This is a genomic window from Polynucleobacter sp. MWH-Creno-3A4, from assembly GCF_018881885.1.
GTDB lineage: Bacteria > Pseudomonadota > Gammaproteobacteria > Burkholderiales > Burkholderiaceae > Polynucleobacter.
The window spans coordinates 374245-395190 of the sequence record NZ_JACXSA010000001.1 but is presented as its reverse complement, the minus strand read 5'-3'; the positions used below and the strand labels follow the sequence as shown (position 1 = coordinate 395190).

Here is a 20946-nt window from a genome sequence, read left to right as displayed (position 1 = left end):
CAGATTCTGCACATCAAGCAAAGAGACGATGATCGCCATTACCAAAGAGGTTGCTAATACAGCGACTACAGAGATCAGGGTGATCAGCATTGCTGCCAACATCTTTGGTGTGATGCCAGCAACGGCCACACTTTTTATATTGACTACCGCGCACTAGAACTTCTAAGCCGCCATTACTCAGTTCAATATTGGCGCTAGAAGTGATAGTGACAAAACGCAAATCATCATTGAGTGAGTGAAGGATTGCGAAATCTACATCCCCCAATTTAATGGTCAACTCCGCTTGCAAGGATGAACCTACATTGCCAGCTTCGCGTTCGATTTCAATTGCTTTGGTCACTTCAGAACGAATTTCGCGAATACGATTCCATTTGGCGAGTAATTCATCTGCGTGTTGAATTTCAGGAAAGCTAGCAAACTCTTCCATAAAAATGGACTCTGCCTGATTACCTGACATATGTGGGAATGATTGCCATGCTTCTTCTGCTGTGAAAGAGAGGAATGGCGCAAGCCACTTTAAAAGATTGCGAGTGATATGAAATAAGGCATTTTGTGCAGCGCGACGATCTGGAGAGTTCGGAGCACTGGTGTAGAGGCGATCTTTCAGAATATCTAAATAGAATCCCCCTAAATCTTCTGAGCAAAATGAAACCATACGTGCTACTGCTGGATGGAATTCATAAGCTTTGTAGTGGGCTTCGATGTCGCCTTGTAGGTGACTAGCGAGAGCTACTGCATAACGATCAATCTCGAGCCATTGATCAACAGGCATGGCATGCTTGCTTGGATCAAAGTCAGAAAGATTGGCCAGTAGGAAACGCAAGGTATTGCGGATCCGGCGATAGCTTTCAGTAACACGCTTAAGAATCTCATCAGAGATGGTCATTTCGCCAGAGTAGTCAGTCGAAGCTACCCAAAGACGAATAATTTCCGCTCCGAGCTTATCAGCTACCTGTTGGGGTGCAATCACATTACCTACTGACTTACTCATCTTGCGACCTTGGCCATCAACGGTAAAGCCATGGGTCAGCAGGGCCTTATAGGGAGGCTTGCCATCGAGCATCGCACCAGTAAGGAGTGATGAATGGAACCACCCACGGTGTTGATCTGAACCCTCTAGATATAAATCAGCCAGGCGGCCTTGAGGGGTTTGGGCTTCAGCCGTTAGCAATTCATCACGATGTGAGCCACGAATGACATGCCAGTGTGTTGTGCCTGAATCAAACCAGACGTCTAGCGTATCGCGATTCTTTTCGTATTGATTAGCCTCATCACCAAGTAACTCTGCTACTTCAAGTTTTTGCCAAGCTTCGATACCATCTTTTTCTACTCGCTTAGCCACCTCTTCTAGTAATTCCACAGTGCGGGGGTGTGGGTCACCTGTTTCTTTGTGAACAAAGAAAGCCATCGGTACACCCCACTGACGTTGACGTGACAATGTCCAGTCAGGACGGTTGGCAATCATGCTGTGTAAGCGTTGTTTGCCCCAGCTAGGGAAGAACTCAGTACTCTCAATGCCTGCTAGAGCAGTCTCTCGCAAACTTGCTTTGCCATCAGATGGCTTTTTATCCATACTCGCAAACCACTGTGAAGTGGCGCGATAAATAATGGGTGATTTATGGCGCCAGCAATGCATGTATGAGTGGGTATAGGTTTTATCATGCAACAAACTGCCAGCCTCACGCATTGCCTCCACGATCTTGGGATTGGCTTTCCAGATATATTCGTTTGCAAACAGTGGTAACCAAGAGGCATAAACCCCATTGCCCATCACTGGATTGAGAATATCTTTGTCGTCTAGTTGATTGGCTTTGCAAGACTTAAAGTCTTCCTCGCCATAAGCGGGCGCAGAGTGCACGATGCCTGTGCCTGTATCCAGCGTGACATACTCAGCGGGATAGATAGGTGAAAGTCGTTTATAGCCCTCATGCAATGAAGCTAGTGGATGCCAGAAAGAAATATTTGCTAGCTGTGCTCCTTGGCAGGTGGCAATCACATTGCCCTCTAAGCCATAATCTTGCAAACAGGTTTCAACACGATCTTTTGCCAAAATCAATAACTTATCGCCAACATCCACCAAGGCGTAAGTGAGCTCAGGATGCACATTCATCGCTTGATTTGCAGGAATGGTCCAAGGTGTTGTGGTCCAAATCACGATTTGACCAGGCTTATTGGGTAACTCAGTCAGGCCAAAGGCTTTAGCAAGTAGCGGACGCTGCGCATCATCAAAGGCAAAACCGACATCGACTGTTGGATCAGTCTTGTCCTGGTATTCCACTTCAGCCTCCGCCAAAGCAGAGCCGCAATCAAAACACCAGTTCACGGGTTTTAAGCCGCGGAAGACGTAGCCCTTTTCCCAGATCTTGCCGAGTGCGCGGATTTCATCAGCCTCATTCCGATAATTCATGGTGAGGTAGGGGTTATTCCAGTCGCCGAGCACCCCTAGGCGCTCAAAATCCTTTTTCTGCTTATCTACTTGAACTTGGGCGTAGGCACGAGCCTTAGCCTGGACTTCAGCGGTTGGCAGATTCTTGCCAAACTCTTTTTCAATCTGAATTTCAATTGGCATACCGTGGCAATCCCAGCCGGGAACATAGACGGCATCAAAGCCCATAAGCCAACGAGACTTCACAATCATGTCCTTCAAAATCTTGTTGACCGCATGACCAATATGAATATCACCATTCGCATATGGAGGACCATCATGCAAAATAAACTTCGTTTGATTGGCATGTGCTGCACGAATCTTCTCGTAAAGTTTATTTTTCTGCCACTGTGCAACCCATTGCGGTTCACGCTTGGCTAAATCTCCACGCATCGGAAATGAAGTGTCTAGCAGGTTGACGGGATAGGTGTTTTCTTTTTCAGACATATGCTTTTTTCTGGAAATAATTTCTGGCGTGCTTTGCATCTGCTGCAATGGCTTTTGTAAGAGCGTCGAGGTCATCATACTTGGCCTCGTCACGAATTTTTTCTAAGAGTTCTACGGTAATAATTTTTCCGTAGACATCTGCGTTGTAATCAAAAATATGGGTTTCTAGCAATACCCTGCCTTCATCTTCCACTGTCGGCCTAACGCCTAGGCTGGCTACGGCCGGCAGGGGCTGATCGCCTAATCCTAATACCCGAGCAGTGAAGATTCCTGTAGTCGCAGGTTTGCGATGATGCAGATGATTTGCTACTGCAAGGTTCAGTGTTGGAAAGCCGAGCTTACGTCCTAGTTGTTGTCCGTGAATGACATGACCAGAAATTCCATAAGGGCGACCTAATAATTTTTCTGCTTGACGCATATCGCCACTCGCAAGCGCGGTACGCAAAGCTGAGCTAGAAATACGTTCGCCATCTTCCAAGATGGTTTGAATGCTGGATACTTCAAAGCCGTACTGTTTGCCGGCCGCTTTCAGGGTTTCAAAATTACCTGCACGTTTTGCACCATAGCAAAAATCATCGCCAATCAAAATCCATTTGGCGTTTAGGCGCTTGACAATAATTTCTGAAACAAATTCTTCGGGTGTTAGTCGCGCAAAAGCAGAGTTAAAGTGTTCCACCACTACTTGGTCGATTCCAAGTTCTGATAGGGTTGCCAATTTATCTCGCAGGTTCAAAATTCGGGGAGGCGCTTCTTCGGGTGAAAAGAATTCTTTCGGGTGAGGCTCAAAGGTCATCACACAACTAACGAGGTCTCGAGTTTTGGCGCCCTCAACTAACTGCTTGAGCAGGGCGCGATGACCCCTGTGCACCCCATCGAAATTACCGATGGTTAGGGCACAAGCAGGTCCTGCAGAAAACTGGGTCGGGCCACGGAATACGTTCACAAAATCGCTTTCAGGGTAGCCATCAATTATATTGTGGGCATGCTTTCTATCGTTACCTTAATCTCTGGCCGCGGATCCAATTTCGAGGCCATCGTCAAAACGGCTCAAAAAGAGCAATGGCCGGTCAAATTTGTGGGGGTGATTGCGAATCACTCTGCGGCTAAAGGCCTTGATTTTGCTCGCTCCCAAGGCATTCCGGGTTTTGTGATCGAGCACAAGGAGCATGCCACCCGCGAGTCCTTTGATGCTGCCTTAATGCAGAAAATTGATGAGTTAGGGGCCGATTTAGTGGTTTTGGCGGGCTTTATGAGAATTCTGACTCCAGGCTTTATTCGTCACTTTGAGGGTCGTTTGATCAATATCCACCCAGCGCTTTTGCCTGCTTTCCCTGGGTTGCATACCCACGAGAGAGCTTTGGAGGCTGGTGTGAAGGAGCATGGGGCTACAGTGCACTTTGTGACCGAGGGGGTAGATGAGGGCCCGATTATTTGTCAGGCTGCCGTTCCAGTTCTAGAAGGTGACGATGCAGATACTTTGGCCGCGCGTGTTTTAAGTGCGGAGCATCAGATTTACCCGCGGGCCGTAAAATGGTTCCTTGATGGACGATTGCGAATAGAAGGTAATCAAGTGAAGTTACAACCCCCCGAGTCGCAATTTTTTAAACTATGAGTGCAGAACGCCCCCCACGTAAATCTGGCAACAGATTAGCACCGCACAAAAGTTACGCAGCGAAAACTAAAGATCCTCTGCGTCGCTCCGAGCGACGCAATGCTAGTGGCAATTTAATTGCACCTGAAGGTCAAAAGAATTTCTCGAATGCCAAGGCTCTTCCTCAACATGCTATTCATCTAGAGAGATTGCTGCCTGAGTTACTTAGTTTTGAGCAACCTGCAGATCGTGTAGTGAGTCGTTATTTTCGAGCCGAGCCACAACTTGGAAATCGCGATCGCGCATTAATTGCTGAGAGTGCGTTTGCCATTCTCCGTCGTAAAAATGAATTCTCCCAGTTTGCGGTAAGCGGAGAAGGCTCTCAGGCTAGACGCTTAGCCCTATTGGGTTTGCTGTCCGCTTTATCTGAGGGTGGTTTAGGTTCAGCGAACCGCGCGGAGAGTGCGATTGCGGATTTGGCGCACGTACTGAAATCTGGCGAATATGAATGGTTGCAACGTTTTCCTACGGTTGATCCTGCAGCATTGAATCCACTTGTGCGCAACAATTTGCCAGAGTGGCTATGGGATGCATTTGGAAAATATCCTGGTGAAGAAACACGTGAAGAGCTAGCTAAATCATTAATGCATCCTGCGCTCCTAGATTTGCGTGCCAACACGATGAAAACCAATCGCGAAGAATTACTCGCGCAAATGAACGCATTGGGCGGTCGATATCAAGCTATTCCAACTCCGTATGCACCTGATGGTGTGCGCATCATGGGTAAGCCTGCTTTGCAAAATACAGTTGGCTTTAAAGCCGGCATGTTTGAGGTGCAAGATGAGGGCAGTCAGCTTTTAGCTTACTTGCTTGCGCCAAAGCGTGGCGAGATGGTGGTTGACTTTTGTGCAGGTGCCGGAGGCAAAACACTTGCGATTGGCGCCTTGATGCGCTCAACTGGACGCCTCTATGCCTTTGATACATCCGAGCGTCGTTTGGCGAATTTGAAGCCAAGGCAGGCCCGTAGCGGCCTTTCTAACGTTCACCCAGTATGGATTGATAGCGAGAACGATGCCAAGATCAAGCGCTTGGCTGGGAAGATTGATCGGGTTTTGGTAGATGCCCCTTGCAGTGGCATGGGTACCCTACGCCGCAATCCTGACCTGAAATGGCGTCAAACCCCCGAAGGCGTCTTGGAGCTCAATCAAAAGCAAATGAGTATTCTGTCCTCAGCTGCTCGCTTACTAAAGCCTGGTGGCCGCTTGGTTTATGCCACCTGCAGTCTCTTACCCCAGGAAAATCAAGCGATTGCAGAAGATTTCCTCAATAAACATCCTGAATTTGAGGCCGTTCCAGCTGCTGAGGTTCTTAAACCATTGTTTCCAAAGGATAAATTGCCTTTAGGATGCTCTTCAGATAATCCATGGTGGCAACTTTGGCCACATATTCATGGCACAGATGGCTTTTTTGGAGCTGTTTTTCAGAAAAAAGGTACTAAATCTGAAAAGTCAGAAAAGCCCAAATCTGAAGAGTTAACGAAAGATAAGGTCAAAAAGACCTAAAAAGCATTAAAATAAGAGCTAATACTACTTTAGGACTTACTTTTGAATACAGTTTCTGGTTTGGATTTGTTTCTGCATTGGCTTGCTAATGGCTACTTAGATTGGTCATGGTGGCAGATTGCTCTGTTTACCTTGATAGCTACTCATATCACTATTGCCTCAGTAACCATCTTCTTACACCGCTGCCAGGCCCACCGAGCGCTTGAATTACACCCGCTTGCAGCCCATTGCTTCCGTTTTTGGCTCTGGCTCACTACTGGCATGGTTACCAAGGAATGGGCCTCTATTCATCGCAAGCATCATGCCAAATGTGAAACTGTGGATGATCCACATAGCCCGCAAATTTTGGGGATTGGCACAGTCCTTTCTCGCGGGGCAGAGCTCTATAAAAATGAAGCTGCAAACCAGGAGACATTAGAAAAGTTTGGCCATGGCACTCCGGATGACTGGGTGGAGCGCAATATCTATTCCAAGTTTTCTTGGCAGGGTGTAGCCCTGATGCTCATTATTGATGTATTTTTATTTGGGGGCATTGGCCTGACTGTTTGGGCAGTGCAGATGTTATGGATTCCAATTACTGCAGCTGGCGTTATTAATGGCATTGGTCACTATTGGGGATATCGCAACTTTGATTGTGAAGATGCCTCAACCAATATTTTCCCTTGGGGAATTTTGATTGGAGGTGAAGAGTTGCACAACAATCATCACACCTTTGCAACAAGCGCCAAACTTTCTAATAAATGGTATGAGTTTGATATTGGTTGGCTCTACATTCAGATGATGGCTCTAGTTGGCTTGGCAACAGTGAAAAAGACTTCGCCTAAACCTGTGCTTAGTGATTTGCGTCCAGCCGATCAAAATACATTGGAGGCCATCATTGCCAATCGTTATGAAATTATGGCTCGCTACAGCAAGACACTGCGCAATTTTTTCAGCAATGAAGTGCAACATATGCAAGTTCTCGCAGCGCATTTAACTGATGCCAGAACATGGTTGTCTAAGGATGAGTCTCGTTTAAGTGAGGAAGAGAAATCCAAGCTGGAGGAGCTGATGGCAAGCAATGCTCAGCTGCGCAAGATGATTGAGATGCGTCGGGATCTACAGGCAATCTGGGGGCGCTCTAGTGCCACGAGAGAGCAATTACTCTCACAGTTACACGCTTGGTGTCAGCGTGCTGAAGATAGCGGCTTAAGCAGTTTGCGCGAGTTCTCATTGAGATTGCGTCGCTACGCTTAAGCGGCCAGAATGCAGTAAGTATTTAAGGCAATAAAAAACCCGCAACTAAGCGGGTTTTTTATTTGCTGGAAGTAAATTACTTCAGCTTTGTTTCTTTATAAGCAACGTGCTTGCGAATGGTTGGATCGAATTTCATGATCTCCATTTTTTCAGGCTTTGTACGCTTGTTTTTTGATGTTGTGTAAAAGTGACCAGTACCAGCTGATGACTCTAACTTGATTTTTTCTCTGCCGCCTTTAGCCATTTCTGTGCTCCTTAAATTTCGCCGCGTGCACGGAGATCAGACAACACAGCATCAATACCGTTCTTGTCGATTACGCGCAAACCAGCATTGGTTAAGCGCAAGCTAATCCAACGGTTTTCAGATTCAACCCAGAAACGACGGTTTTGCAGGTTAGGCAAAAAGCGACGCTTCGTTTTATTGTTTGCATGGGATACATTGTTGCCAACCATCGGCTTCTTCCCAGTGACTTGGCAAACTTTTGCCATGACATAACTCCATTAATTGCGAAAAAAGAAGATTGTATCAGTCCTAGCCTATTTTGGGCTAGTCCTAAATGCCTTTTCCGATGGGGTTTGGGATTCAAGATGGTCATAAATCCCCCTATTCTCTCTATAAGTTAGTGATTACTACCTTTAATTGTCAATATTCATCAGGCCAGAGTCGGAAAATGAGAAAAATCCACTACCACTGACGATGCAGTGGTCTAAAAGGGGAATATCCACCAATTGCAAAGCATTCATGAGGGTTTTGGTGAGCTCTTGATCGGAGTTGCTCGGCAATGGATTGCCACTAGGGTGGTTGTGGGCGACGATGAGGGCACTGGCATTTCTGGCAAGGGCTTCCTTCAGGATTTCTCGGGGGTAGACCGTGGTGTGGGTAATAGAGCCTCTGAAGAGCTCTTGGCACTCAATTAAATGAAGGCGTGAGTCTAAGTAGAGGCATAGAAAGACTTCGTGAGGTAAGCGGCCAATCTTAGCCTGCAAGAATTCCCTGACATGACTAGGCGAGGAAAATATGCCGTCCTCCGACAAGCCCTCCTCAAGACTGCGTTTGACTAGCTCGTATGCAGCTTGAATCTGGGCCCATTTAGATAATCCCATGCCATGGATGCGGGTGAAATCTTCACGGGTGCATGCTAGGAGCCGTGGCAAGCTGCCAAAGTGATGGAGCAAGTCTTTGGCTAGGGCTACAGCACTTTTCCCCTTAACTCCCACCCGTAAAAATATTGCCAGTAGCTCTGCATCTGAGAGAGCTTCCGCCCCTAGGTGGCGCAACTTTTCGCGGGGCTGCTCACTTTTTGGCCAAGCTGTAATTGGGGAATTCACTACAGGCACGGGCCTAGATACAATCACCTTATGACTAAGCTTACTGTTTTGCCCAATTCCTACTTGACCCTCAACTACCGGCTCACTTTGCCTAATGGGGATGATTACATCAATACTTTTGTTGACCGTCCTGCGACGGTTTTGATGGGTTCTGGACAATTTGCTCCCTGCTTTGAAAAAGTGTTGTTGGGACTAGAGGTTGGTGAGAAAAAAAGTGCACTACTTGCGCCAGAAGAAAGTTTTGGCGAGCGTAAAGAAGATTTGGTGCAATGGGTTTCCTTGAAGGCGCTCAAAGAGGGGCGCGATGATGACATCGAATTTAATCCAGGCGATGTCATTGAGTTCAATGCTCCGGGCGGTGCGCAATATGCAGGCGTGTTGCAATCGATTGATGAAGAGGGGGCATGGTTTGACTTTAATCATCCTTTGGCCGGAAGACCGGTGACATTCGAAGCAGAAATTGTGGCTATTCTGTAAATCATGAGTACTTCAGATAACGCTGAAATTTTGATGGCTCAACCCCGCGGTTTTTGTGCGGGTGTTGATCGCGCAATCAATATCGTGAACGAGGCGCTGACGCGTTTTGGAGCGCCGATCTATGTACGTCATGAAATCGTACATAACGCTTATGTGGTGAATGAACTGCGCGAAAAGGGCGCAGTTTTTGTTGAGGAGTTGCGTGAGGTTCCTAAAGGCGGCATTGTTGTCTTTAGTGCTCACGGCGTTTCTCAAGAGGTTCGTAAGGATGCCCAAGACCGTGGCTTGCAGGTATACGACGCTACCTGCCCTTTGGTTACCAAAGTGCATCTTGAAGTAGTGAAGATGTGCAAAGAAGGCTTTACGGTTCTGATGATTGGTCATGCTGGTCATCCTGAGGTTGAAGGCACCATGGGGCAAGTCAAGGAAGGTGTATTTCTGATTGAAAAAGTTGGTGATGTTGATTCACTATCTTTCCCAAGCGGTGAAAAAATTGCCTTCGTGACACAAACCACACTATCAGTTGATGAAACCAAAGAAATTGTTGAGGCACTTACTAAAAAATTTCCCAATATTGTTCAGCCACGTAAGCAAGATATTTGTTATGCAACACAGAATCGGCAAGATGCTGTGAAATTTATGGCACCCCAAGTCGAGCTGGTTATTGTGGTTGGTAGTGCGACAAGCTCAAACTCTAATCGTTTGCGGGAGTTATCTGAAAAGCTTGGTGTTCCCTCTTACATGGTGGATGCACCAGAGCAACTAAAGCCTGAATGGTTCGCCGGTAAAAAGCGGGTTGGATTAACGGCAGGCGCTTCAGCGCCCGAAAGCTTGGCGCAAGCCATCGTTGCTCGTATTCAAGAATTTGGCCCCCGGCAGGTAAGGGCGCTTGATGGGGTAGTGGAAGACGTTACCTTCTCCCTGCCCAAAAATTTAGTTGGGTAGGACTTAGTCTACTTGCTTGAGTAGTTCGCGTAGCATGCTGCACATTAGGCGAATTTCATCATCGCTCACATTGAGGGCTGGCATAAAACGTAATAAGTTTGGTCTTGGTGAATTAATGAGGAGGCCCTCAGGGTTGCGCTCACGAGCAAGCTCCACAAGTTTTGGGCCAACATCTTTGCCCAGCATGAGGGCGCGTAACAAACCTTCGCCACGTTCACCTTCAAGCTGAAATTCTGCGCAGAGCTTTAACAACTCGGATTGCAGCAATGTTCCTTTAGCTTTAACGCTGCCTAAGAATCCTGGGGCCAATAGCTGCTCAATAACGCTGATGCCCACTGCCGTCATGAGTGGGTTACCGTTATAGGTGCCGCCCTGATCTCCGGGTACAAAGCAAGCTACTGCATCGGTGGCCAGCAGGGCGGAGAGTGGCACACCTCCGCCGATACCTTTACCTAAAGTCATAATATCTGGCTCAATACCAAACAGTTGATAGGCAAAGAGACTGCCTGTACGACCACAACCAGCTTGTACCTCATCAACAATTAAGAGAATATTGTTTTCTTGGGTGAACTTGCGCAGCTCCTGCATAAATTCTTTAGTCGCAGGGATTACGCCGCCTTCGCCTTGCACTGGCTCAAGCATGACTGCAACTGTTTTATCAGTTACCAGCTTTTTAACGGACTCTAAATCATTTAAATCTGCTTTTGGGAAGCCGGCAACTTGTGGGGCAAACATCGTATCCCAACCAGGCTTACCAGAGGCGCTCATCGTGGCTAAGGTACGACCATGAAAGCTGTGATCAAAGGTAATGATTTCAAAAGCACCATTTTTATTAAGCTGGCCCCACTTGCGAGCAAGCTTAATAGCACCTTCATTTGCCTCGGCGCCACTATTAGCAAAGAAAACTTTATCAAAGCAACTATTGTTTGTTAATAGATTGGATAAACCAATCATCGGCTCGTTGTAAAACGCAGGACTGGGATTCATCAGCTTTTTGGCTTGTGCATTTAGCGCTGCAATCATGCCAGCGTTACTGTGACCCAAACAATTGACCGCCCAACCTTGCAAGAAATCTAAATAACGTTTGCCATTGTTGTCTGTCATCCACGAGCCATTGCCTTCCACCATTACCAATTCTGGGCGTTGGGTAATAAACATCACTGAGTGGGTATCGATATCGTGGGCTGGCTTATTCATGTGAGTTAAAAGAATTGGGTTGTCAAAAGTAGTTTCTATTATCTAACGATAACCAATTTAGTTCTTAGCTAAATCCGCAGCATTGGTGAAGGAATCAGCAAAGAATTCTTCCTCAGGTAGGTGACACTGGGATGAAAAATCTGCCCGAGCAGCATTCACCATCACTGGGGCGCCACAGGCATATACCTGAAAGTCATTCATATTGGGGTGGTCAGCCATGACCGCCTGATGAACAAACCCGCTGCGGCCCAGCCAGGCATCTTCGGGTAAGGCGTCCGAAATCACGGGTACGTAGCTAAAGCCTGTAATTTCCTTTTCCCAGGTCTTGCATAAGGCATCCAAATACAGATCGCTTAGACGACGCCCACCCCAATAGAGATGAATTGGGCGTTGAATTTTCTTGGATTGCATTTGCTCAATGATGGATTTAATTGGCGCAAATCCAGTGCCTGCAGCAACAAAGATGATGGGTTTCTGAGAGTCCTCGCGCAAGAAGAAGCTGCCCAAGGGGCCTTCAAAGCGCAAAATATCTTTTTCTTTTAAGGCGGGAGTAACTGCAGCAAATACAAAATCAGTAAAGAGGCCGCCAGGTAAGTGACGAATGTGTAACTCTAAGGGGCCTTCCTGAGCTGGCGCATTCGCAATGGAGTAAGCACGTCGCTGGCCATCTTTCAGTAAAAATTCTAGGTACTGCCCCGCTAAGAACTGGAAGCGTTCCGCAGCCGGTAACTGTAGCTTGAGAATAGCGACATCACTTGTGGGCCTCTCAATGCTATTGACTCGACAGGGTACTTTTCGAATGGCGATATCACCTGCGCCCTGAACTTCTCGGGCTTCAATCAGTAGGTCGGAGTGGGGGTGAGCGCAGCAAAATAGGGTGCTGCCTGTGGTTTCATCCGCCTTACTGAGCGCACTTTCACTATGCTGGCCGTGAGTGACATGGCCCTCTACGATCTTCCCTTTGCAAGAGCCACATGCGCCATTTTTACAACCATAGGGCAGGTTAATCCCTTGACGCAGAGCTGCCTCCAAAAGTGTTTCATCTTGGCTAACCGTAAATTGTTTGCCGCTCGTTTTGAGCGTAACCTGGAAAGACACTCTCATTCCTTTCAATAAATCGTTACGATGTTACCTATGCAATCTTTTAGCAAACCTTCTATCCTCATTATTGGCTGTGGCGACATTGGCATGCGAGTGGCACAACAATTGTCCCGTAGTCATCGAGTGTTTGCTTTAACGTCTTCGAAAAATCGCTTTCAGGAGCTGAGGGATGTTGGCGCGATTCCAATTTGGGGTGATCTAGATAAGCCAGAGACACTTTGGCGACTGTCTGGATTGGCGCAAACGGTAATCCATTTAGCGCCACCTCAAAATCAAGGGAATCGTGATTATCGAACCCGCAACCTGTTGAGAATTTTAGCCCAAGGCTCTAATGCTGTCAGACGCTTCATCTATATCAGCACCACTGGTGTTTATGGTGACCACAAGGGTGCAAAAGTCAGCGAAACCACGCCAGTGAGTCCTGAGAGTGAGCGAGCGTATAGAAGGGTTGACGCAGAGCGAGTGTTGCGTTTGTGGGCGCCAGCACATGGAGTGACCTTGACGATTTTGCGTGTCCCAGGAATTTACGCAGCTAATCGTTTGCCAATTGAGCGTCTGCAGTCGCAGACTCCAGCCCTGCTTCCCGAAGAGGACGCTTATTCTAATCACATCCATAGTGATGATCTCGCCAGATTAATTTGTGCGACTGTGTATCACGGCAAACCACAACGAATTATTAATGCTTGTGATGGCTGTGAAACTAAAATGGGTGATTACTTCGATGAAGTGGCTGATGCATATGGCTTGGGCAGGCCGTCCCGCAAGCCAGCTAGTGAGCTGCAGAAATTGGTGAGTCCAATGCTGTGGTCATTTATGCGGGAATCAAGACGCGTAACCAATACTCGATTACACGAGTTGAAAACTCCGCTACGTTATCCCAGCGTAGCGGATTTTCTGAAGACTACTTCCAAGAATCCTTGAGGCCAACTGTCCGATTAAAAACGGGCTTGCCTGGTTTGGAGTCTGTTTTATCAACAACGAAGTAGCCATGACGTTCAAACTGAAAGCGATCTTCGGCTTTGACATCTTTCATGCAAGGCTCTAAATATGCGGCAATAGTTTCTTTGGAGCTTGGGTTAATGGCATCTAAGAAATTCTTATCGCCACTATCCGGATGTGGATCGGTAAAGAGGTGATCATAGAGGCGGACTTCAGTTGGGATCGCTTCAGCAGCGCTAATCCAATGAATATTGCCCTTAACCTTGTAATTATTTGAGCCGGGGGTGCCGCTCTTACTATCTGGGAAGTAGGCCACATTCACTTGGGTGACATTACCTTGGGCATCGGTCTCAAAACCAGTACATTCAACTACAAACCCGTGGCGCAAACGAACGCGGCTACCAGGTTGGTCACCGATCGGTGGATAGAGTCTAAAGAAACCTTTAATAGGTTCTTTCATAAAGTCATCAGCCTCAATCCACAGCTCACGCGTGAAATGAAATTCACGATTGCCCCATTCGGGGTGTTGAGGATGGCGTGGCGCAGAGCAAGACTCTTGAGTCGCAGCATCAAAGTTTTCAACCACCAGTTTGAGTGGCTTTAATACCGCAGTCGCACGCGGTGCTCTAGCCTCGAGGTCATCGCGCAAGGCTTGATCTAAAGTACTCATATCAATCCAACTATCTGCTTTTGAAACGCCAATGCGTTCGCAGAATAGGCGGATGCTCTCTGGGGTGTAACCGCGACGACGGATACCAACAATAGTTGGCATCCGTGGATCATCCCAACCATCAACATGCTTTTCTTCGACCAACTGCAATAACTTACGCTTACTGGTGATGGTGTAAGTCAGATTAAGCCGTGCAAATTCATATTGATGCGGTACAGGATCTTTGAAGACGCCCAATTCTTTCAGGGAGCTCACAATCCAGTCATATAGCGGGCGATTGTTCTCAAACTCAAGCGTGCAAATCGAGTGAGATACGTTCTCCAGGGCGTCAGAGATGCAATGGGTGAAGTCATAAAGGGGATAGATGCACCATTTATCACCAGTCCGGTGATGCTCGGTATGGCGAATGCGGTAGACCACAGGGTCACGCATCACAATATTTGGATGGGCCATATCAATTTTCAGGCGCAGAACATGTTCGCCATCTTTAAATTTGCCATCGCGCATCTCGCGGAATAAGGACAAATTTTCTTCAGGAGTACGATCCCGATAAGGACTATTTTTTCCTGGCTGACCAAAGTTGCCACGATTAGAGTGAATATCATCAGCGCTTTGGCTATCTACATAAGCTTTACCATTCTGAATCAGAATTTCTGCAAACTCGTAGAGGCGATCAAAGTAGTCACTAGCATGATAGAGGTGTGTACCCCAATCAAAACCAAGCCATTTAACAGCATCCAAAATACTATCCGCGTACTCAACATCTTCTTTAACGGGGTTAGTATCATCAAGACGCATATTGCAGCGCGCTCCACCAGCTAGATTGTTGTAATCAGCAGCGAGACCGAAATTAAGGCAAATACTTTTTGCATGACCAATATGTAAGTAGCCGTTTGGTTCTGGCGGAAAACGAGTGATGATGGCTGGAATGGCTTCACCAGCTAAATTGCTACGCTTGTCAAATGCTCCACTTGCTAAGTCATGATCAATGATCTGACGTAAGAAGTTAGAAGGTTCAGCAATGACACTTGCTGGAGCTTTAGAAGGTTTGCTATCTTGGGACATAGTCACATTGTAGAGAAAACCCCCGTCCCATAAAGAAAAAGCCCGCAAACTGCTGCGGGCTTGTTTCTGCAGAGGGTCAGAATCAATCTTCTACGAATGCTTCTTCGCGAGTCTTCTTCACTGCTGGTAGGGCCACAATCACAACCAAAAGGGCTGCTGCAATGAGCAATCCTAGGGAGAGTGGACGGGTTACAAAGGTGGAGAAGTCGCCACGAGATAACAAGAGCGCGCGGCGGAAATTCTCTTCCATCATGGGTCCGAGTACGAAGCCCAACAGCAATGGAGGGGGTTCGCAACCAAGCTTGAAGAAAAGATAACCAATCAGACCAAATGCAGCAGTGACGTATACATCGAATACAGTGTTATTGACTGTATAAACGCCGATACAACAGAACACCAAAATTGCTGGATACATGAAGCGATATGGAATCTTCAGGAGTTTTACCCAGATCCCGATCAAGGGTAGGTTCAGGAGAATCAGCATCACGTTGCCAATCCACATGGAAGCAATCAGGCCCCAGAACAATGCTGGGTTGCTCGTCATCACCTGTGGACCCGGCTGAATGTTGTGGATAGTCATCGCGCCAACCATCAAGGCCATCACGGCATTCGGTGGGATACCGAGTGTGAGCAGAGGAATGAATGAAGTTTGTGCAGCGGCGTTATTGGCTGATTCAGGACCAGCAACCCCCTCAATGGCGCCGTGACCAAATTCATGGCTGTACTTGGATGATTTTTTTTCTACAGAGTAGGCGCCAAATGCTGCTAGTGCTGCACCGCCGCCAGGTAGGATGCCCAAGATGGAGCCAATCGTTGTGCCACGCAAGATAGATGGAATCATGCGCTTCACATCTTGCTTGGTTGGGATCATGGTCGTCATCTTATTTAAGAAGCCCTCATCCTCATCCTTTTTCTCAAGGTTGCTCATGATCTCGGCGAAGCCAAAGACACCCATTGCAACCGCTACGAAGCCAATGCCATCACTGAGCTCTGGGATGTCAAAAGCGTAGCGCGATACACCAGAATTTACGTCGGTACCGATCAAGCCCATTAGTAAGCCAAGCACAATCATACCAATTGCTTTTACTAAGGAGCCCGAGGCCAATACCACCGCACCGATAAGGCCTAAAACCATGAGCGAGAAGTACTCGGCAGGGCCAAACTTAAAGGCGAGTTGTGAGAGCGGGGCAGCAAAAGCAGCTAAAACGAGCGTTGCTACGCAACCAGCAAAGAATGAGCCCATGCCGGCAGTAAAGAGTGCAACACCAGCACGACCATTCCGTGCCATTTGGTAGCCATCGATCGCAGTGACCACCGACGACGTCTCCCCCGGGATATTCAGAAGAATTGCAGTAGTTGAACCACCGTATTGAGAGCCGTAATAAATACCAGCCAACATAATTAATGCAGCGATTGGAGGAAGTGCATAGGTTGCTGGCAAGAGCATGGCAATTGTGGCAATTGGACCAAGACCAGGCAAAACGCCAATGAGCGTTCCTAAGACGCAGCCAATCAAGCAATACAAAAGATTTTGTAAGGTAAACGCGGTTTCAAAACCGAGACCTAAATTAGCAAATAAATCCATTTTTAGAGTCCCTGTCTATTATTGTTGTAGGAATATAGGTAGAAGTGGGAACTGAAGTTTCAGGCCCAACACGAAAACCGAGTAAGTAAAGACGACTAGAAAAGTAGCATTGACTAAAGTGCCTTTCCAGTGGAACTCATGACTAGCGCTTGCAGATACAAACACCAAAGCAAAGACAGCCACAATAAAGCCCATAGTTGGCAAAAGAATTCCGTACAAAATAACTGAGCCGGTAATCAAGCCAATCACCTTCCAATTAAATGGGGGGATTTTCTCAATGGCAGCCTTGGCGCCAAGAGACTTAATCAAGATTAAAAGGCCAAGAGCAGTCATGACTAGGCCAAGCCAAAATGGGAAATATCCAGGCCCCATTTTTGCAGCTGTACCCATTGGATACTGGGTCGCCATAAAGGTAAAAAAGAGGCCAATGACCATGTACATTAGGCCAGCCCCAAAATCTTTTTGGTTGCGGATTTTCAAGTTGCGCTCCTGGTTGTCGACTTATAAGCCGATTTTATTAATGTTCAGGGATTGTAAGGCAGGAAAAGGCTATGGGGCCTAGCGTTTGCCCTAGGCTGGTGCCGATGCGATAATTGTTGGCATGAAAGTCTCCCAAATTCGCCAGGCTTACCTGGATTTCTTTGCCCAAAAAGGCCATCAAATTGTTCCGTCTAGCCCCGTAGTCCCCGGGGATGACCCTACCCTGTTATTTACCAACGCGGGCATGAATCAGTTTAAGGATGTGTTTTTAGGTTTTGACAAACGCTCCTATCAGCGGGCTACGACTGCCCAAAAATGTATTCGAGCAGGCGGAAAGCACAATGACTTAGATAACGTTGGATATACCGCTCGCCATCATACTTTTTTTGAGATGCTGGGCAATTTTTCGTTTGGTGACTATTTTAAGAAAGACGCCATTCAATTTGCTTGGGATTTATTGACTCAAGTATTCAAGCTACCCAAAGAAAAACTCTTGGTCACCGTTTACGCGGAAGACGACGAAGCCTATGCAATTTGGAAAGACCAAATTGGCGTACCTGCCGATCGGATCATTCGCATTGGAGATAACAAAGGTGCACGGTATGCATCTGACAATTTCTGGATGATGGGTGACACTGGTCCATGTGGACCTTGTACTGAAATTTTTTATGACCACGGTGAACATATTCCAGGCGGCCCCCCTGGCAGTCCCGAGGAAGATGGCGATCGCTTCATTGAAATTTGGAACAACGTCTTCATGCAGTTCAATCGTGATGAGGCTGGCGTCATGCATCCACTGCCTAAGCCAAGCGTGGATACTGGAATGGGCCTGGAGCGTATTGCAGCTGTCTTGCAGCATGTGCACTCAAATTACGAAATCGACCTCTTTGTCAATCTGATCAAGGCCTCAAAAGAGGCTGTAGATACGGCGGGCGGTGAGAATTGTGATGCTCAGAGTCCCTCACTCAAGGTCATTGCTGACCATATTCGTGCCTGTAGTTTTATAGTTGTTGATGGCGTAATTCCTGGTAATGCTGGTCGTGGTTATGTATTGCGTCGCATTGCACGTCGCGCAATTCGGCATGGGTATAAGTTAGGGGCTCGCAAACCATTCTTTTATCAACTAGTTCCCGCACTCGTAAAAGAGATGGGTGATGCCTATCCTGAATTGCGTGCAGCACAAGATAAGGTTAGCGAAGTTCTCAAGCAAGAAGAAGAGCGTTTCTTCCAGACCATTGCGAATGGCATGGAAATTTTAGATGGTGCATTAGCTGGTGGCGCCAAAGTAGTTGATGGTGAAACAGCATTCCGCTTGCACGATACTTTCGGATTTCCTTTGGATTTAACCGCAGACGTCTGTCGTGAGCGTGGCGTCACTGTAGATGCAGAAGGGTTTGAAGTAGCAATGCAAAAGCAGCGTGATCAAGCGCGTGCAGCTGGCAAGTTCAAAGTAGCTCAGGGCCTCGATTACAAAGGGACGCCTACCCAGTTTCATGGCTATGACACTCTCAAGCATGAGGGCGCCAAAGTGATGGCTCTTTACGTCGATGGATCTGCAGTGCAATCGGTCAAAGCTGGCGATGTGGCTGTGATCGTTCTTGATAATACCCCCTTCTACGCAGAATCTGGCGGCCAGGTGGGTGATCAAGGCGAGCTTCGCAACGAGACCGTCCGTTTTGCAGTTGAAGATACCTTCAAGATCCAGGCGGATGTATTTGGACATCAGGGTGAAGTTCTTGAGGGTGAACTCAAGGTTGGCGATAGTCTAAATGCGCTTGTGGATATTCAGCAGAGAACAGATACCATGCGCAATCACAGCGCTACTCATATCTTGCACAAAGCCTTGCGTGAAGTTTTGGGTGAGCATGTGCAACAAAAGGGCTCATTGGTAGATGCTAGCAAAACCCGTTTTGACTTTACACACAATGCACCTATCACTGCTGAGCAAATTCGTAAAATCGAAGAGATCGTGAATCAAGAGATTCTGGAGAACACCGCCACTTCAGGCAAGGTCATGTCTTTAGAGGATGCTCAAAAGACTGGCGCCATGATGCTCTTTGGTGAGAAATATGGCGATGAGGTGCGAGTATTGGAAATCGGTACTTCGAAGGAGTTGTGTGGCGGCACCCACGTCTCTCGTACCGGCGATATTGGTAGTTTGAAGATTGTTTCTGAGGGCGGCGTAGCTGCTGGCATCCGTCGTGTCGAGGCGGTTACCGGAAACAATGCCTTGAAGTTCTTGCAGAGCATGGAAGACAAAATCAATGAAGCTGCCGCTATTCTCAAAACGCATCCAGGCGATTTGGTGAATCGCGTTGCACAGTTGCAAGAGAGTTTGCGTCAAGCTGAGCGCGAATTAGAAAAAGTGAACTCTAAGTTGGCGGCTAGTCAGGGTGACGAATTGGCAGGACAAGCGATTGATATCAATGGCATCAAAGTATTGGCAGCACGTTTGGACGGTGCTGATGCAGGAGTCCTGCGTGAAACTATGGATGCGCTCAAGAGTAAATTGAAAACAGCAGCGATTGTCTTGGCATCAGTACAGGGCGATAAAGTCAGTCTAATTGCTGGCGTCACTGCAGACTCAATCGGCAAAGTAAAAGCAGGCGATTTGGTGAACTTCGTGGCTCAGCAGGTTGGCGGTAAGGGCGGCGGCAAGCCAGAAATGGCCATGGCCGGTGGAAATGATCCTAGTAAATTAGGCGCTGCACTAGATGCTGTCAAAGATTGGGTAGCTAGTAAATGAGTGATGCAATTGTATTTAATGTAGAAGTGGATGCCATTGGCATGAACTGTCCATTACCGATTCTGCGGACTAAAAAGGCCTTAGCAACGATGCAGTCTGGAGAGGTATTGAAAGTAAAGGCAACAGATGCTGGTGCTGCCCATGACTTCCCTGCATTTGCCAAGCAAACTGGCAATGAACTGATTGCCAGTGCCTCTGAAGGTAATGTTCTAGTGTTCTTCTTGAAGCGAAGATAGAGCTTAGACTAGAGAGCGACTCTTTAAGTAAGCAGCGAAGTCGCTTGCCACTTCTGGGTGACGTAGAGCAAACTCAACTGATGCCTTAAGGTAGCCAAGCTTGCTGCCACAGTCATAACGCACACCCTCATACTCATAAGCAAAGACAGGTTCTTGTTTGAGCAGAGCGGCAATAGCATCTGTGAGCTGAATTTCACCACCGGCACCCGGTTTGAGATTGCGAATATGACTAAAAATATCTGAAGAAAGTACATAGCGTCCCACTACCGCTAAATTCGAGGGAGCGTCTTTAGGCTGAGGTTTCTCAACAATGCCATCAAGACGATAGATGCCTTTGGCAACCTCGGAACCTGAGACGATGCCATAGGAACCGCTCTTGGCAGGATCGATTTTTTCTACGGCAATAACAGAGCCATTTTGCTCTTCAAATACCTTCAGCATTTGTTTTAAAACAGGCGGCTGTCCATCTAATAAGTCATCTGCAAGAATGATGGCAAATGGCTCATCACGCACGAGTTTTTCAGCACATAAAACAGCATGACCAAGACCAAGAGCCTCAGGTTGTCGGACATAAACGCAATCAACATGGCTTGGTTTGACGCTACGAACAATTTCTAGAAGGGCCTGTTTATTCTTTGCCTCTAACTCTGCCTCAAGCTCATATGCTTTATCAAAGTGATCTTCAATTGCCCTTTTGCTGCGACCGGTTACGAAAATCATTTCAGTAATCCCGGCTGCAATCGCTTCTTCTACCGCATATTGAATAAGCGGCTTATCAACCACATTGAGCATCTCTTTAGGGCTTGCTTTAGTGGCTGGTAAAAAACGAGTGCCTAAACCCGCAACAGGGAAGACTGCTTTAGTAACAGCTTTAGTGGTCAATGGCATAAGGATTCCAATCGCTCAGGATTTGCT

19 protein-coding genes are annotated in these 20946 nt (G+C 47.2%); 8 read left to right on the top strand and 11 right to left on the bottom strand.

The annotated features are described in order from the left end of the window. Positions 1–13: 13 nt before the first annotated feature. Together ileS and IEN92_RS01870 are read right to left on the bottom strand one after the other, a co-directional pair. Complete coding sequence (gene ileS / locus IEN92_RS01875) at positions 14–2890, bottom strand: isoleucine--tRNA ligase (RefSeq protein ID WP_370623896.1); 2877 nt, start codon at positions 2888–2890, stop codon at positions 14–16. Then, complete coding sequence (locus IEN92_RS01870) at positions 2865–3815, bottom strand: bifunctional riboflavin kinase/FAD synthetase (RefSeq protein WP_216160059.1); 951 nt, start codon at positions 3813–3815, stop codon at positions 2865–2867. The genes ileS and IEN92_RS01870 overlap by 26 nt, the downstream gene beginning before the upstream one ends. Positions 3816–3854: 39 nt before the next feature. Here IEN92_RS01870 and purN point away from each other — a divergent pair, with 39 nt between their 5' ends. The 3 genes from purN to IEN92_RS01855 are packed head-to-tail and all read left to right on the top strand — an operon-like array spanning position 3855 to position 7261. Beyond that, positions 3855–4484, top strand: a complete 630-nt coding sequence (gene purN, locus IEN92_RS01865; RefSeq protein WP_215373846.1) for a phosphoribosylglycinamide formyltransferase — start codon at positions 3855–3857, stop codon at positions 4482–4484. Further along, entirely contained in the window at positions 4481–6025 is a 1545-nt protein-coding gene (locus IEN92_RS01860) for an RsmB/NOP family class I SAM-dependent RNA methyltransferase (RefSeq protein ID WP_216160056.1), read from the top strand. The genes purN and IEN92_RS01860 overlap by 4 nt, the downstream gene beginning before the upstream one ends. A gap of 42 nt (positions 6026–6067) precedes the next feature. Further along, complete coding sequence (locus IEN92_RS01855) at positions 6068–7261, top strand: acyl-CoA desaturase (RefSeq protein ID WP_216160053.1); 1194 nt, start codon at positions 6068–6070, stop codon at positions 7259–7261. 76 nt (positions 7262–7337) lie between these two features. Here IEN92_RS01855 and rpmG read toward each other — a convergent pair whose 3' ends face one another. The 3 genes from rpmG to radC form a co-directional block, all read right to left on the bottom strand. Next, the gene (rpmG, locus tag IEN92_RS01850; protein WP_015421876.1) at positions 7338–7505 is read right to left on the bottom strand and encodes a 50S ribosomal protein L33; all 168 of its coding nucleotides are present in this window, start codon (positions 7503–7505) and stop codon (positions 7338–7340) included. A gap of 11 nt (positions 7506–7516) precedes the next feature. After that, positions 7517–7750: a 50S ribosomal protein L28 gene (rpmB, locus tag IEN92_RS01845; RefSeq protein WP_011903570.1), complete on the bottom strand. Its 234-nt coding sequence runs from the start codon at positions 7748–7750 to the stop codon at positions 7517–7519. A gap of 147 nt (positions 7751–7897) precedes the next feature. After that, on the bottom strand, positions 7898–8590 hold the full coding sequence (radC, locus tag IEN92_RS01840) for a DNA repair protein RadC (protein ID WP_251366727.1): 693 nt from the start codon (positions 8588–8590) through the stop codon (positions 7898–7900). Between the two features lie 30 nt (positions 8591–8620). Between radC and IEN92_RS01835 the strand changes: the two genes are divergently transcribed. Both IEN92_RS01835 and ispH read left to right on the top strand, forming a co-directional pair. After that, positions 8621–9067 carry a peptidylprolyl isomerase gene (locus tag IEN92_RS01835; RefSeq protein WP_215373839.1) on the top strand — a complete coding sequence of 149 codons (447 nt, stop codon included), beginning with the start codon at positions 8621–8623 and terminating at the stop codon, positions 9065–9067. 3 nt (positions 9068–9070) lie between these two features. After that, positions 9071–10012, top strand: a complete 942-nt coding sequence (gene ispH / locus IEN92_RS01830; RefSeq protein ID WP_216160050.1) for a 4-hydroxy-3-methylbut-2-enyl diphosphate reductase — start codon at positions 9071–9073, stop codon at positions 10010–10012. A 3-nt stretch (positions 10013–10015) separates the two neighbouring features. Here the strand turns inward: ispH and IEN92_RS01825 are convergent, their stop codons facing one another. Both IEN92_RS01825 and IEN92_RS01820 read right to left on the bottom strand, forming a co-directional pair. Next, complete coding sequence (locus IEN92_RS01825) at positions 10016–11209, bottom strand: acetylornithine transaminase (protein WP_216160047.1); 1194 nt, start codon at positions 11207–11209, stop codon at positions 10016–10018. A 57-nt stretch (positions 11210–11266) separates the two neighbouring features. After that, the gene (locus IEN92_RS01820; RefSeq protein ID WP_216160045.1) at positions 11267–12307 is read right to left on the bottom strand and encodes a 2Fe-2S iron-sulfur cluster-binding protein; all 1041 of its coding nucleotides are present in this window, start codon (positions 12305–12307) and stop codon (positions 11267–11269) included. 27 nt (positions 12308–12334) lie between these two features. Between IEN92_RS01820 and IEN92_RS01815 the strand changes: the two genes are divergently transcribed. Further along, positions 12335–13231, top strand: coding sequence for an SDR family oxidoreductase (locus IEN92_RS01815; RefSeq protein WP_255539736.1), 897 nt, complete (start codon positions 12335–12337; stop codon positions 13229–13231). On the opposite strand, the gene IEN92_RS01810 is transcribed toward IEN92_RS01815, so the two are convergent. The 3 genes from IEN92_RS01810 to IEN92_RS01800 form a co-directional block, all read right to left on the bottom strand. After that, complete coding sequence (locus IEN92_RS01810) at positions 13212–14984, bottom strand: glutamine--tRNA ligase/YqeY domain fusion protein (protein WP_216160042.1); 1773 nt, start codon at positions 14982–14984, stop codon at positions 13212–13214. The genes IEN92_RS01815 and IEN92_RS01810 overlap by 20 nt on opposite strands. An 82-nt stretch (positions 14985–15066) precedes the next feature. After that, the gene (locus IEN92_RS01805; RefSeq protein WP_215373829.1) at positions 15067–16569 is read right to left on the bottom strand and encodes a tripartite tricarboxylate transporter permease; all 1503 of its coding nucleotides are present in this window, start codon (positions 16567–16569) and stop codon (positions 15067–15069) included. Between the two features lie 18 nt (positions 16570–16587). Next, complete coding sequence (locus IEN92_RS01800) at positions 16588–17049, bottom strand: tripartite tricarboxylate transporter TctB family protein (RefSeq protein WP_215373827.1); 462 nt, start codon at positions 17047–17049, stop codon at positions 16588–16590. Positions 17050–17170: 121 nt separating this feature from the next. On the opposite strand from IEN92_RS01800, the gene alaS reads away from it, so the two are divergent. Together alaS and IEN92_RS01790 are read left to right on the top strand one after the other, a co-directional pair. Beyond that, entirely contained in the window at positions 17171–19795 is a 2625-nt protein-coding gene (gene alaS / locus IEN92_RS01795; RefSeq protein ID WP_216160039.1) for an alanine--tRNA ligase, read from the top strand. Between the two features lie 8 nt (positions 19796–19803). Beyond that, complete coding sequence (locus IEN92_RS01790; protein ID WP_216162091.1) at positions 19804–20031, top strand: sulfurtransferase TusA family protein; 228 nt, start codon at positions 19804–19806, stop codon at positions 20029–20031. A 3-nt stretch (positions 20032–20034) separates the two neighbouring features. Here the strand turns inward: IEN92_RS01790 and galU are convergent, their stop codons facing one another. After that, positions 20035–20919 (bottom strand): UTP--glucose-1-phosphate uridylyltransferase GalU, encoded by an 885-nt coding sequence (gene galU / locus IEN92_RS01785; protein WP_215373824.1) that lies wholly within the window; start codon positions 20917–20919, stop codon positions 20035–20037. Positions 20920–20946: the final 27 nt, after the last annotated feature.